Origin of the sequence: Pseudoduganella sp. R-43 (assembly GCF_049913255.1) — a bacterium.
Lineage (GTDB): Bacteria > Pseudomonadota > Gammaproteobacteria > Burkholderiales > Burkholderiaceae_D > Rugamonas.
The window spans coordinates 6,185,890-6,199,051 of the sequence record NZ_CP183988.1; the positions used below are offsets into that span (position 1 = coordinate 6,185,890).

Annotated in this window: 15 protein-coding genes; 4 read left to right on the forward strand and 11 right to left on the reverse strand. The window is 63.5% G+C overall.

Annotation, left to right across the window (positions count from 1 at the left end):
* Window positions 1–54: 54 nt before the first annotated feature.
* Genes yjgA through ACN9M3_RS28275 form a run of 3 tightly spaced genes read left to right on the forward strand, consistent with a single transcriptional unit; the run spans window position 55 to window position 1,932 of the window.
* Complete coding sequence (yjgA, locus tag ACN9M3_RS28265) at window positions 55–666, forward strand: ribosome biogenesis factor YjgA (RefSeq protein ID WP_426165090.1); 612 nt, start codon at window positions 55–57, stop codon at window positions 664–666.
* Window positions 659–1,267 carry a molybdopterin adenylyltransferase gene (gene mog, locus ACN9M3_RS28270; RefSeq protein ID WP_426165092.1) on the forward strand — a complete coding sequence of 203 codons (609 nt, stop codon included), beginning with the start codon at window positions 659–661 and terminating at the stop codon, window positions 1,265–1,267. Before yjgA ends, mog begins: the two co-directional genes overlap by 8 nt.
* Window positions 1,264–1,932: an alpha/beta hydrolase gene (locus tag ACN9M3_RS28275; protein WP_426319331.1), complete on the forward strand. Its 669-nt coding sequence runs from the start codon at window positions 1,264–1,266 to the stop codon at window positions 1,930–1,932. The genes mog and ACN9M3_RS28275 overlap by 4 nt, the downstream gene beginning before the upstream one ends.
* 436 nt (window positions 1,933–2,368) lie before the next feature.
* On the opposite strand, the gene ACN9M3_RS28280 is transcribed toward ACN9M3_RS28275, so the two are convergent.
* The 10 genes from ACN9M3_RS28280 to ACN9M3_RS28325 all read right to left on the reverse strand — a co-directional run bounded on the left by ACN9M3_RS28280 (window position 2,369) and on the right by ACN9M3_RS28325 (window position 10,807).
* Entirely contained in the window at window positions 2,369–3,613 is a 1,245-nt protein-coding gene (locus tag ACN9M3_RS28280) for an alpha/beta fold hydrolase (RefSeq protein WP_426319332.1), read from the reverse strand.
* A gap of 350 nt (window positions 3,614–3,963) precedes the next feature.
* Window positions 3,964–4,383 (reverse strand): MarR family winged helix-turn-helix transcriptional regulator, encoded by a 420-nt coding sequence (locus tag ACN9M3_RS28285; RefSeq protein ID WP_426319333.1) that lies wholly within the window; start codon window positions 4,381–4,383, stop codon window positions 3,964–3,966.
* A gap of 44 nt (window positions 4,384–4,427) precedes the next feature.
* The gene (locus ACN9M3_RS28290) at window positions 4,428–5,183 is read right to left on the reverse strand and encodes an alpha/beta fold hydrolase (RefSeq protein ID WP_426319334.1); all 756 of its coding nucleotides are present in this window, start codon (window positions 5,181–5,183) and stop codon (window positions 4,428–4,430) included.
* Window positions 5,184–5,323: 140 nt separating this feature from the next.
* Window positions 5,324–5,590, reverse strand: a complete 267-nt coding sequence (locus ACN9M3_RS28295; RefSeq protein WP_426319335.1) for a DUF5985 family protein — start codon at window positions 5,588–5,590, stop codon at window positions 5,324–5,326.
* The gene (locus ACN9M3_RS28300; protein ID WP_426165118.1) at window positions 5,590–5,847 is read right to left on the reverse strand and encodes a DUF5985 family protein; all 258 of its coding nucleotides are present in this window, start codon (window positions 5,845–5,847) and stop codon (window positions 5,590–5,592) included. Before ACN9M3_RS28300 ends, ACN9M3_RS28295 begins: the two co-directional genes overlap by 1 nt.
* Entirely contained in the window at window positions 5,848–6,291 is a 444-nt protein-coding gene (locus tag ACN9M3_RS28305; protein WP_426319336.1) for a hypothetical protein, read from the reverse strand.
* Between the two features lie 85 nt (window positions 6,292–6,376).
* On the reverse strand, window positions 6,377–8,587 hold the full coding sequence (locus ACN9M3_RS28310; protein ID WP_426319337.1) for a xanthine dehydrogenase family protein molybdopterin-binding subunit: 2,211 nt from the start codon (window positions 8,585–8,587) through the stop codon (window positions 6,377–6,379).
* Window positions 8,584–9,570 carry an FAD binding domain-containing protein gene (locus ACN9M3_RS28315; protein ID WP_426319338.1) on the reverse strand — a complete coding sequence of 329 codons (987 nt, stop codon included), beginning with the start codon at window positions 9,568–9,570 and terminating at the stop codon, window positions 8,584–8,586. The genes ACN9M3_RS28310 and ACN9M3_RS28315 overlap by 4 nt, the downstream gene beginning before the upstream one ends.
* 11 nt (window positions 9,571–9,581) lie before the next feature.
* Window positions 9,582–10,172: a (2Fe-2S)-binding protein gene (locus tag ACN9M3_RS28320; RefSeq protein ID WP_426165126.1), complete on the reverse strand. Its 591-nt coding sequence runs from the start codon at window positions 10,170–10,172 to the stop codon at window positions 9,582–9,584.
* An 80-nt stretch (window positions 10,173–10,252) separates the two neighbouring features.
* Window positions 10,253–10,807, reverse strand: a complete 555-nt coding sequence (locus ACN9M3_RS28325) for a carboxymuconolactone decarboxylase family protein (RefSeq protein WP_426319339.1) — start codon at window positions 10,805–10,807, stop codon at window positions 10,253–10,255.
* Window positions 10,808–10,903: 96 nt separating this feature from the next.
* Here ACN9M3_RS28325 and ACN9M3_RS28330 point away from each other — a divergent pair, with 96 nt between their 5' ends.
* Complete coding sequence (locus tag ACN9M3_RS28330; RefSeq protein ID WP_426319340.1) at window positions 10,904–12,241, forward strand: aspartate aminotransferase family protein; 1,338 nt, start codon at window positions 10,904–10,906, stop codon at window positions 12,239–12,241.
* A 66-nt stretch (window positions 12,242–12,307) separates the two neighbouring features.
* On the opposite strand, the gene ACN9M3_RS28335 is transcribed toward ACN9M3_RS28330, so the two are convergent.
* On the reverse strand, window positions 12,308–13,153 hold the full coding sequence (locus tag ACN9M3_RS28335; protein ID WP_426319341.1) for a fumarylacetoacetate hydrolase family protein: 846 nt from the start codon (window positions 13,151–13,153) through the stop codon (window positions 12,308–12,310).
* Window positions 13,154–13,162: the final 9 nt, after the last annotated feature.

The window sequence follows — 13,162 nt, forward strand, 5'->3', positions numbered from 1 at the left end:
GCAGCCGTTTACCGTTTTTACAGGTAGGGTGTGACAGCCCCTGCCCCTCCTATCATGCCTAATCCAAACCGTGGCTCGTGCGGCTTCCAGTCCAGCGAGTTCGAACAAGAATACGAACGCCCATCCAAAACCGAAATGAAACGCCAGTCCGACGCCCTGCAAGACCTGGGCCGGGAACTGGTGGAGGCCCCGCGCGACCGCGTCAAGCGGGTGCCGATGCCGGAAGACGTGCGCGATGTCATTCTGGAATGCCAAAACATCAAGAATCACGAAGGCCGCCGCCGCCAGATGCAATTCATCGGCAAGAAGATGCGCACCCTGTCCGAAGAGGAAGTGGCGATCATCAAGCGCACCATCGAAGGCTGGAAAGGCGCCTCCAAGGCCGATACCGCCGCGCTGCACGCGCTGGAACGCCGCCGCGACAAGCTGCTGGCCGACGACAAGGCCCTGACCGTCCTGCTGGAAGAAGCGCCGCACCTGGACGTGCAGCACCTGCGCACCCTGATCCGCAACGCCCGCAAGGAACAGGCCGAGAACAAGCCTCCCAAGGCCTACCGTGAAATCTTCCAGATCCTGAAGGACCTGGACAAGAAGTCCGCCGCCTCCGAGCCATCGCCTGGTCCGGACGTTGACGTCGATGCGCCCGAAGGCGACGAAGATGAGTGACGAAACCCTGCTCGTTGGCCTGGTGTCGATCTCCGACCGCGCCAGCGGCGGCGTCTACCAGGACCAGGGCATCCCGGCGCTGGAAGATTGGCTGCGCAGCGCCATCGCCACGCCGCTGCGCTTCGAAACCCGCCTGATTCCCGATGAGCGTGCGCAGATCGAAGCCACCCTGGTGGAGCTGGTCGACCAGGTGCGCTGCCACCTGGTGCTGACCACCGGCGGCACCGGCCCCGCGCGCCGCGACGTGACGCCGGAAGCCACGCTGGCGATTGGCACCAAGGAAATGCCGGGCTTCGGTGAACAGATGCGCCAGGTCAGCCTGGCCTTCGTGCCGACCGCCATCCTGTCGCGCCAGGTTGCCGTGATCCGCGAAACCGCCGACCACGCTGCCCTGGTCATCAACCTGCCGGGCCAGCCGAAAGCCATCAAGGAAACGCTGGAAGGCCTGAAGGATGCCGACGGCAAGCAACTGGTAGGCGGCGTGTTCGCAGCCGTCCCTTACTGCATCGACCTGATCGGCGGCCCTTACGCTGAAACCAACGATGCGGTGTGCAAGGCATTCCGTCCCAAATCCGCCATTCGCAAGAAGGACAACGCATGACCCACCTGCTGGATTCCATCGTCATCGACACCAAGCCCAATCCTGAAGTCTCCGTGATCTGGATGCACGGCCTGGGTGACAGCGGCGAAGGCTGGGCGCCTATCGTCAATGAGCTGAACCTGGCCGGCCTGCCGGGCATCCGCTTCATCTTCCCGCATGCGAACACCATGCCGGTGACGATCAACGGCGGCTACGTCATGCGCTCGTGGTACGACATCGTGCATACCGACCTGGGTCGCCAGGAAGATGAAAAAGGCTTGCGCGAGTCGCAGATCCTGGTCGACGCGCTGATCGAACGCGAAATCGCACGCGGCGTTGCGGCCAACCGCATCGTGCTGGGCGGCTTCTCGCAAGGCTGCGCAATGACCTTGCAGGCAGGCCTGCGCTATCCGAAAAAGCTGGCGGGCCTGATGTGCCTCTCCGGCTACGTGCCGCTGGCCGACAAGGTGGCCGCCGAGCGCCACGCCGCCAACCAGGAGACGCCGGTCTTCATGGTGCACGGCCGCATGGACCCGGTGATCCCGATCGAGCGCGCAGTGGCATCGCGCGAGCTGCTGGTAAAGCTGGGCTACCAGGTCGAATGGCATGACTATCCGATGCAGCACTCGGCCTGCGCCGAAGAGCTGGTGCATGTCTCGGCATGGCTGAAGAAGGTGCTCGCCTAAAACTGCGCCGATCTCGCCGTTGCGGAACCCCGACGGCCCGCTGGTCGCCAAACCGCAAGCGTGAACGCACACGGCGTAGACCTGAACCGCAATTCTCCCGCCCTGCTGGCAGTACGAAGCGCCTCGCTACTGGGCCAAAGTCACTCGCAGCGACCCACGCCGCTTCTCCGGCAAGGCACCACTGTCGGAGCCGGAAAGCCGCTGGGTGCACGAGACCATCGAACGGTTTCCAGCCTGACCTGATCGTATCCTGCATGCGCCCTTCGTCGTGTTGGACTTCGACGGCGAGGCCGAACAGCGGCCAACACAAACAAAATGCCCGTGAACACGGTTAAATAGCCAGACGCCCAGGCCATGCCGATGGATGCGGAAATCCAGCGCATCTGGCTCGACATGATGGACTGGATCCGGCAGAACGTGAATTAGAGCCGGGCACTCAGTCCGCCTGCTCTGCCTTTTTCAGGTTGGCCTCGTAGCCGGCCAGCGCACCAGCATCCATCCCTTGCGATCGCCCAAGCGCCAATGCACGCTGGAACTGGGCCTTGGCCAGTTTCGTCTGCTTCATTTCGAGCAATGCTTCGCCATAGCTGTCATACGCGTTGGCCGACTCAGGGAAATTCTCGACGTTGAACTTCATCAGCATGGCCGCAAACTGAACCTTTTGCGGCTGTCCGAGCAGAGAGTAGGCCAGAGTGTTGATATCGGCTTCGCCAAGCTGGCTCGCTTTCAGCTGGGCGCCGACCAAGGACTCCGCTTCCCGCGCCCGTCGTGCCAGCACCAGTGGAGCTGCCTGGTCGACAGCCTTGAGCACACCTTCACGCGCCAACTGGCGGGCCTTGCGTTGTGCATGGGAGGTGGCACTAGCCATCACTTGCTCGACTGCACTGACCACCAGCTCCGGCTCGTCCAGCTGAATATAGTGGCCGCTGTTTGCCGTGACAATATGGCTGCCGTTGGAGAACTGCTTGAAAAACTCGTCGTGCAAGGTGCGCCAGGCTGACATGCCCGCTTGCGTATGCAGCACGAACTCGGGGTGTTCGTAAACCTTGGCGGAAGTCAGCACCACGGTTGGCACATCGGGCAATGGCGCGCCCTGCGGCAAGCTGCCCGCATCAAAAATTTGCTGAACCAGTCTGTATTCAGCCTTGTAAGGTGCGGGTATGAACGACTCGATTGCCTTCTGGTCTTGGGCAAACTTGGCCGGATCAATTTTCTTAAGTGCTGCGTCCAAGCCTTCAGCGCTGGCGTCGACAAATACCATACCCGCAACGTCGGCTGGGTGGTGCGCAGCAAACTGCCTCACCAGTAGCCCGCCATACGAATGGCCAACCAAGATGAAGGGCGGCTTGAGCTGGGCGGCCTTGATCATCTGCTCCAGTTCAGCGCCACTCTGCTCCAGTGTGCGCGGCTCCGGGCGAACATCCGACTTGCCGATGCCTGCGCGCGAATATGTGACGACCTTGGCCGACTTCGATAACGCCGGCGCAACCTTGCGCCAGACACTCAGGTCACCAGCAAATCCCGCTTCAAAAATAATCGTGTACGGCCCGCTGCCCGCGGTTTGTACATCCACGGAGTAAACACCAACACGCAGGCCCTCGGCCTGGCACACCGGGATAGTCATGCCCATCGCGAGCGACAAGAGGGAAACCTTCAGCAACTGCCTGGAGAGAAAATGCATAAACGACGCTGACCTTCTATTCGGGTTGAGGAATTTGCTTGCATATAATAAATTACAAAAAATGCAAACCACAACTCTATCTCACCCGCCGAACCTTGAGGGACCGAATCACCGCAGACTGGCTGGATCACCTGCCTGGCTTTGTTGGCTGTGAATTGAAGTCCGCCAAGAGCTCGTCAATCACTGGTGTGAGCTTCTCTTGCGTACGAGCCCATGTTCCTGAGCCAATTACCCTGGAATTTTAGTTGCGCACCAAGATCTAGACATTCATGTAATTAAAATTCGAGGAGATTGCGTGGATTTTTGTAGGAACAGGTCGGGCTCTCAGGGCGGAGTCACCTCGACCGCATCTAGCTAAGGTTGCGGCTCAACTTGTCGAGGCCCGCCGCCAGACGCTCCACGTCGCTGGCAGTGATCGCGCACGCTTCGGCGATCTGCTCGCTCACCTTCAACCCTGTAGCGCGCAGCTTGCGGCCTTTGTCGGTCAACGTCAGCACGAGGTTGCGTTCATCATTCGCATCGCGGCCGCGGGCAACGTAGCCTTCCGCCTCCAGGCGTTTGACCAGTGGCGTGATCGAGCCAGGGTCCTGCTGCAGGCGCTCGGCCAGCCCCTTGATGCCCAAGCCCTCCTGCTCCCACAGCACGACCATCACCAGGTATTGGGGATAGGTCAGGTTGAGCGGCGCGAGGATGGGCTTGTAAAGCTGGGTCAGCTTCAGCGAAGTCGAATACAGCTTGAAGCAGAGGTGCTGGTCCAGCGTAGGGGGCATGCGGTTTTCCATGGCGCGTACTGTAGCACAGCCCCCTGTCGGGATTAACGTTTGACCGCGGCCAGGATCACCTTGGCCACAGCTTCCGGTTGCGACGCCATCGGCACGTGGCTGCTTGGCAGCGTGGTGGTGGTCGCGTTGATCTTGGCAGCGAAGGACTTCTGCAGGCCCGGATCGATCATGCGGTCCTTGGAAGCGACGATGTAGTAGCTGGGCTTGGTCTTCCACGCAGCCACGTCCACCTTGTCGCCAAAGGCGCTGGCCTTGATCGGGCCCTGGGTCGCGGTCATCAGGCGATGCTCGGCAGGAGTCAGGTCCTGGGCGAAGTTGACTGCCATCGATTCGGCCGACAGGTGGATAAATCCGTTGTTGTCGGGCTTCAGCGATGCGATGCCAGGTGGCAGCGGGAAATCCTTGCCCAGTTCACCCACCACTTCGCCCTCCGACGGCGCGAAAGCAGCCACGTAGACCAGGGATTTCACTTTGTCGCTGGCGCCGGCCTGGGTGATCACCGCGCCGCCCCAGGAATGGCCCACCAACACCACCTTGCCGCTCTGCGCATCGATCACGCGCTGGGCAAAGGCCACGTCGTCCGCCAGCGAGGTCAGAGGGTTCTGCACCGACACCACTTTCACGCCCTGCTTCTGCAGGATCGGGATCACCTTGTTCCAGGCGGAGCCGTCGGCGAAGGCGCCGTGTACCAGCACGACGGTGGTGTCTTCGGCAGCGTGGACAGGAACCAGGGCAGCGCCGGCAACCAGGGAAGCAGCAAACAGGGCGGATTTGATGGACGATTTCATGGCAAAACTCCTATAAATAGTGTGTTAATGATTAGCGCGCTCAGCGCATGAGTGAAACTATAGCGCACAAATAATTAGTGCGCAAACTATTTTTTCAGCACGGTCGTTCGCCTGCCAGGATTGCAGGCGTGGCGCACCACTCACGGTTCCCCGGAGCGCCGGTTCTTCCTGACGATCGCCACCAGGATCAAGCCGTACTCGACCAGGCGCAACAAATAGGATGGCGGCGCATCAGGGCCGTCGGCCGGCCAGGCTTGCAAAAGCCGATGCACGCCTTCGAGCACAAATGCGATTGCAAAGTAGATGAAGAGGCTGTCGCGCGATTGCCGCCAGTAGCGGACAAAAAACAGGGCGATCACCATCGCCGCCATGAAGATTGCCCCATTCAGCCAGGAGTTGATTTGCATCACTCGCCCTCCCATACCAGGCCATACAGCAGCGGAAGCAAAGCGACCAGGCCGGCCACCAGGCGTACTGTGGATAAATCGGTGTCCGGGAGGATCAGGCGGTCAATGATCAGGAGCACGTTGGAAAGAAACATACCGCCAAAACACAGGCCGCTCCAGAAAAGCAGGCGATGCCGTGTCGTCCGATAGCTCCGCAGCACGAGGATGGCGCATGCCAGGGCGGTCGCCGCACACATCAGGTATATGACACTTGCCATCTACTTACCCTTTCGCCAGACAAACGCATCGGCCAGCATCTGTGCTTTGCCGCCTGGTTTGGTATGAATGAGCGTACTGACTTCGATCAAATGGTGCGCATACACTACCGCCAGCCTGGTCCACAGTTCGTCCAGGTCCGCGGAGGCCGGGCTATAGCGCAGGCCGCCGGCATCGCCGGCAATGATGCCATCGGCCTGCATCCTGGCCAACAGGCGCTGCGTGTCATCCTCGCTGAGGTAAAGGCGGCGCGCAAGGGCATCCGGCTGCCACGCATGCCTGCCTTCACGCATCAGCAGTACCGCTTCGATATAGGGTACGGACGGCACGCACTGCACCAGGTAACGCCGGATGTCATCCGGAATCGGTGGAGAAACCATGGTCAGGCGACCGCCCTTGATCGGAGAGAACAGGATGTTATGCGCATGGAATTTATATTGCACCATCCATATTTCGCTTGCAAGAATACAGCCCCAACCGTGCGCGACGCGCGGCGCCCGACAGTCAGTCACAACAGGCGGAACCAGAAAATCACACCAGCTTGTCGAGAGTAATCGGCAGGTCGCGCACGCGCTTGCCGGTGGCGTGGTAGACCGCGTTCGCCACTGCGGCGGCCACGCCGACGATCCCGATCTCGCCGATGCCGCGCGCGCCCAGTTCATTGAAGCGGGTGTCATTGCCCGGCAGCGCCACCACGTCGATGTCGCCCACATCGGCGTTCACCGGCACGTGGTAGTCGGCCAGGTTGGCATTGGCAGCACGGCCGTAGCGCCAGTCCATCTCGGTCTTTTCCATCAGGGCCATGCCCAGGCCCCACACGATGCCGCCGATGAACTGGCTGCGCGCGGTCTTCGCATTCAGCACAGTGCCCACGTCGTAGCAGGCCACGATGCGCGGCACACGCACTGTGCCAAGGTCAGGATCCACCTGTACTTCAACAAACACCGCGCCGAAGGAATGCATGGAATATTGCTTCTTTTCCTCGCCCGGCATGGCTTCCGCGTCGCCGGTAACGGCTTGCCCGCCGTTGCGCGCGATCACTGCCGCCATCGGTTCGCCGCGCTCCGGCGTGACGCGCAGCCGCAGCCAGCCGCCTGCCGTCTCCACTTCGGCCGCATTGAAGCCATGCATCGGCGATGCCTTGTCGGCCACCGCCATCGTCACCAGCTTGTCGCGTGCGGCCGTGCAGGCGCGATGCACGGCCGGTCCTATGCTGGCCGCCGTCATCGAGCCGCCCGATACCGGCGCTTCCGGCATTTCCGTGTCGCCCAGCTCGAAGCGTACTTTCTCCAGCGGCAGGCCAAGCGCGTCTGCCGCCACCTGGGTCATGATGGTGTAGGTGCCGGTACCTATATCCTGTGAGCCGCAGCGCACCAGCGCCGTACCGTCGGGCGCAATGCTGGCCCAGGCCTTAGCCGGCATGCGGTTGGCCGGATAGGTGGCCGTGGCCATGCCCCAGCCGACCAGCGTGCGGCCGGCTTTCATCGAACGCGGCGCGGAGGTTCGCCTGGCCCAGCCGAAACGTTCCGCTGCAACCTTGTAGCACTCGCGCAGCTGCTTGGCCGAGAAGGGGATGTTCTTCTCCGGATCTTGATCGGCGTAGTTCTGCAGCCGCAGCGCGACCGGGTCCATGTTGAGCGCATAGGCCATTTCGTCGATGGCGCATTCAAGGGCAAAGCTGCCCGTCGCCTCGCCTGGCGCGCGCATATAGGTCGGCACGCCAACGTTCAGCGTCGCCAGTTGCTGCGTGGTTTGCAGGCTGTCGCTGGCGTACAGGACGCGGGTTGGCGAACTGCATGGCTCCGTAAAGTCGTCCTGCACGGACGTGTGCGAGATCGTGTCGTGCACGACCGCGAGCAGGCGCCCATCGGGGTTGGCGCCAATGCGCAAGCGCTGTTCCGTCATCGGCCGGGCCCCGACCGGTGCGAACATCTGTATCCGCTCCAGCGCAAGCTTGACAGGACGTCCCACCATGCGCGCGGCCATTGCGGCCAGCACCACGTGCGACCACATATTGCCTTTGCAGCCAAAGCCGCCGCCAACGTAGGGCGACACCACCCTCACCTTTTCCGGCGGGATGCCGAGCGCACGGGCGCAATTCTTTTTCACGCCCGAAATGTACTGCGTGGCGTCGTACAGCGTGAGGTGGTCTCCCTCCCAGGCAGCGATGGTGGCATGCGGTTCCATCGGGTTGTGGTTCTCGACCGGCGTCGTGTACAGCACGTCGATGCGCTGGGCGGCTTGCGCCAGGCTGGCCTGCACATTGCCCCGCTGCGTCTGCATCGGCCGGTCCGGCTGCTCCTTGGGCTTGCGCAGCTTGCGCTTGGCGGCCTGGAAGTCCAGCAGCGCCGGCTGAGGCGCATAGCGCACCTTGATCGCGCGTGCCGCATCCTGCGCCTGCTCCAGCGTTTCCGCTACCACCACCGCAATCGGCTGGCCGTTGTACCTGATCTCGTCGTCCTGCAGGAGGTTCAGCTTGGGCGGCGGTGGTTTCTGCTCCTCGCCGCCCGGCTTTTCGCGCGGCAGGCGCGGGGCATTCTTGTGCGACATGACGGCCAGCACGCCGCGCATGCCGCTTGCCCGTGCCGTATCGATCGCATTGACGCGGCCCTTGGCGATGGTGCTGAGCACCAGCACGGCGTGCGCCACGCGCGGCAGGGCATGCTCGGCAGAAAAGGGGGCGGCGCCCATGACCTTCAGGCGCCCATCGGTGCGCGGGATGGCTTGTCCGACCTGTTTCATACGCCCTCCCCTGCGATGCGTAGCGCGCGCACGATGGCGCGCTGCGCGAGGTCAACCTTGAAGCGGTTGCCTTCCAGCGGTTGCGCCCCTTCGAGCAGGCGCTGGGCGGCGGCGCGGCACTGCGCCTCGTCGAGCGGGCGGTCCCGCAACAGGGCTTCGGCTTCAGGGCGGCGCCATGGCTTGTGTGCCACGCCGCCCAGTGCAATGCGCGCTTCGCGCACCGTGCCACCGTCCATCGCCAGCGCGACCGCCACCGACACCAGCGCGAAGGCATAACTGGCCCGGTCGCGCAGCTTGAGATAGTGGCTGTGGCGCGCCATGCGCGATGGCGGCAGGTCGATGGCGACGATCAGCTCGCCGGGCTGCAATACCGTGTCCCGCTGCGGCGCATCGCCCGGCAGGCGGTGGAAGTCGCCCAGCGCAACTTCGCGATCGCCTTGCGAGCCGCGCAGCAATACCACGGCATCCAGCGCCGCCAGCGCGACGCTCATGTCGGAAGGATTGACTGCCACGCAGGATGGGCTGGCGCCCAGGATCGCATGCATGCGCTGGTAGCCTTCGCGGGCATCGCAGCCCGAGCCGGGCTGGCGTTTGTTGCAATGGCTGAAGGCCGTATCAGTAAAGTAAGGGCAGCGGGTGCGCTGCATCAGGTTGCCGCCCATGGTTGCCATGTTGCGCAACTGCGCCGAGGCGCCGGACAGCATGGCTTGCGCCAGCAAAGGATAGCGCTCGCGCACCACGGCATGGCGTGCCGCATCGGCATTGCGGACACTGGCGCCGATGCGCAGGCCGCCGCCGGGCAATTCCTCGATCCGGTCCAGGCCCGCGCGGCTGATGTCGACCAGCCGCAGCGGGTGCTCGACGTCGCCCTTCATCAGGTCCAGCAGGTTGGTTCCGCCGGCGATGAAGCGCGCACCGTCCTGCTGCGCCAGGCGCAAGGCGTCCGCCGCATCGCGGGCACGTTCATAGTAGATGGATTGCATGGCGCGCTCGCTCAGCTGCGCCGCAGCGCCACCTCGCGGATGGCGGCGACGATATTGGGATAGGCGCCGCAGCGGCAGATATTGCCGCTCATGCGCTCTCGGATTTCATCATCGGTGAAACCTGCCCCGTCGGCGCGCACCTCCTCCAGCAAGGCCGTGGCGGAGCAAATCTGGCCCGGCGTGCAGTAGCCGCACTGGAAGGCGTCGTGCTCGAGGAACGCTTGCTGCAGCGGCGACAGCGCGTCGCCCTGCGCCAGCCCTTCGATCGTGGTGATGCGCTGGCCTTCATGCATGACGGCCAGCGTCAGGCAGGCGTTGATGCGGCGGCCGTCGACCAGGACCGTGCAGGCGCCGCATTGGCCGCGGTCGCAGCCCTTCTTGGTGCCGCCCAGGCCGATATGCTCGCGCAACGCATCGAGCAGCGTCACGCGCGGCTCAAGCGAAAGGCTGTAATCTCGGCCATTGATGTTCAGGTGGACCGGCCGCGGTGGCGCAGCGGGTGCCGCCGCGGCGGTGGGCGGCGCTGCGCTCGTCGCGGCCGGCACTTGTGTGGCGCCGACGACGGCCAGCGCGGATTGCAGGAAACTTCGGCGGTCAGGCATCGTTCGCTCCCCGGAAAAAGCAGCGCTATCGATGGTGCCGCGCCAGGCGCCGGGCTTCCGTTAGCCCGCGCACACAAAGGCTATATTGCGAGGGGAGTTGCGGTCGACGGCGGCGCTGCCGAGCGCGCGCCATTCATCACCATGGCCAGCAAGGTGTAGTAGCCGTTGATGCCCATCAGGTCCGTCACGCCCTTTTCGCCGAATTGCAGCATGGCCGCCGCCCAAGTGGCGTCGCTGACTTGCCTGGTGCTGTGAAGTTCATGGCAGAAATCATAGACCGCCTGCTCGTCCGGCTGCAAGCCGGCCGGCGCCTGACGTGCTGCGATGGCGTTGATCACGGCTTGCGGAATCCCTGCCTGCGCGGCAATCGGCGCGTGGATCGCCCATTCCACCTGCTGGTCCCACTGGCGCGAAGTGACCAGGATGGCCAGCTCGGTCAGGCGGGTGCCGATCGCGCTGCGGTAGCGCAGGTACTCGCCGAGCCGCTGGGTGCAAGCCATCAGTTCGGGACTGTGCAGCAGCGGCACGAAGGGGCCATACAACGCGCCGCGCGGGCCATCGATGACTGCCTGCGCGGCGGCGCGCTGCTCGGCTGTCATCTCCGATGGGGGAATAGGTCCTAGTCGTTCACTCATAGCCACAAATGGTCGCACAGGACAGGAGAAAAATCAAAACACGGCCGCGGCACGCGCGCTAATGTCCTTGGACGACCAATCCTGCGAGGAGCCGCCATGACCCACCTGATCCACCGCGACCTGCGCCGCACGCCGCCCGTAGCCGTCTGCGCTTTCGGAATGCAAGTGCGCGACAGCGAGGGCAAGACCTATCTCGATGCCAGCGGCGGCGCCGCTGTCTCCTCGCTGGGGCATAGCCATCCGGACGTGCTGGCGGCCATGCAGTCGCAGCTCAAGGTGGCAGCCTATGCGCATACCTCTTTCTTCACTACCGAGGTGGCGGAAGAACTGGGCGAGCGGCTGGCGCAGGATGCGCCCGGCGACTTGAATTATGCCTATCTGGTATCGGGCGGATCGGAAGCCATCGAGACAGCGCTGAAACTGGCGCGCCAGTATTTCGTCGAGCATGGCCAAACGGAGCGGCGCGTGTTCATCGCCCGCCGCCAGAGCTATCACGGCAACACGCTGGGCGCGCTGGCCCTGGGCGGCAACGAGTATCGCCGGCGCCATTTCGAGCCGATGCTGATGGACGTGGCGCGCGTATCGCCCTGCTTTGAATACCGCGAGCGCCGCGCCGGGCAGGATGTGCACGAGTACACGGCCAACCTGCTGCAGGAGCTGGAGGCCAAGATTCTCGACCTGGGGCCGCAACACGTAATCGGCTTCTGCGCGGAGACGGTGGTGGGCGCAACCAGCGGCGCGGTGCCGCCGACGCCGGGCTATTTCAAGGGCGTGCGCGCGCTGTGCGACAAGTATGGCATCCTGATGATCGCCGATGAAGTCATGTGCGGCATGGGACGCACCGGGACCTTGTATGCCATCGAGCAGGAAGGCGTGGTGCCCGATATCGTGGCGCTGGGCAAGGGGCTGGGCGCGGGCTACCAGCCGATCGGTGCGGTGGTTGCGCGTGACCATATCGTGCAGCGCCTTCGCTCAGGCAGCGGCGTGTTCCAGCATGGGCATACTTATGTGGGACATCCGGTGGCGGCAGCGGCGGCGCTGGCGGTGCAGAAGGTGATCCGGCGCGATTCGCTGCTGGGGGCGGTGACTGTGCGCGGAGCGTCGTTCAAGCGCATGCTGCGCGATGCGTTCTCGTTGCATCCGAACGTGGGGGACATCAGGGGGCGCGGCATGCTGCTGGCCCTGGAGCTGGTGCAGGATCGGGAGGGCAAGCGGCCGTTCGATCCGGACTTGCGGCTGCATGCCGCGGTGAAGGATGCCTGCATGGAGTGCGGGTTGATGGTGTATCCGATGGGGGGCACCATCGACGGCCGGCGGGGGGATCATGTGCTGCTGGCGCCGCCGTTCATTGCGACAGAGGCGGATTTGCAGCAGATTGTGGCGCGCTTGAGCGATGGGCTGGAGCGGGCCTTGCTTCGCGTGCGGCCGGCTTAAAACCCGCAAGACGGTGCCTGACCCGCAGGGTCAGACACCGATTCGCGGCCGTCGCAGGCCAAGTCTTTAGAACTCCTGGTAACCGATGACGTCCTGCTGCTGCTCGCCAAGGCCTGCAATTCCAAGGCGCACGAAGTCGCCCTTCTTCAGGAAGCGCTTGCGCGCCAGCCCAACGCCGGGCGGGGTGCCGGTCGCGATGATGTCGCCCGGCTCCAGCGTCATGAAGCGCGAGATATAGGCCACCAGCTGCGGCACCTTGAAAATCATGGTCTCCGTGCAGCCGGTCTGCATGCGCTTGTCGTTCACCTCGAGATAGAGGTCCAGCTTGTCCAGGTCCCACACCTCATCGCGCGTCACCAGCCACGGGCCGACCGGGCCGAAGGTATCGCAGCCTTTGCCCTTGTCCCAGGTGCCGCCGCTCTCGAGCTGGAACTCGCGCTCGGACACGTCATTCACCACGCAATAGCCGGCGATATGCTTCTCGGCGTCTTCCTCGCTGACATTGCGCGCACGGGTGCCGATCACCACGCCCAGTTCCACTTCCCAGTCGGTCTTCTTCGAACCTTTCGGCAGCATGATCGGATCGTCCGGGCCGGACAGGCAGGTAATCGCCTTCATGAAAATAATCGGTTCGCTCGGAATCGGCAGGCCGGCTTCCTTCGCGTGGTCGGCGTAGTTCAAGCCAACGCCGATGAACTTGCCCACTTTGGCAACGGGCACGCCAAAGCGCGGATTGCCGCGCACCACCGGCAGCGTTTCGGGATCGATCCTGGCCAGCTTGCGCAGTACCTTGTCGGACAGGTTGGCGCCGGCGAAATCGCTGATCTCGCCGGACAGGTCTCGCAGTTTGCCGAATTCATCGATCAGGCCAGGTTTTTCTTTGCCTATACGGCCGTAACGAACCAGTTTCATAAATCTTCC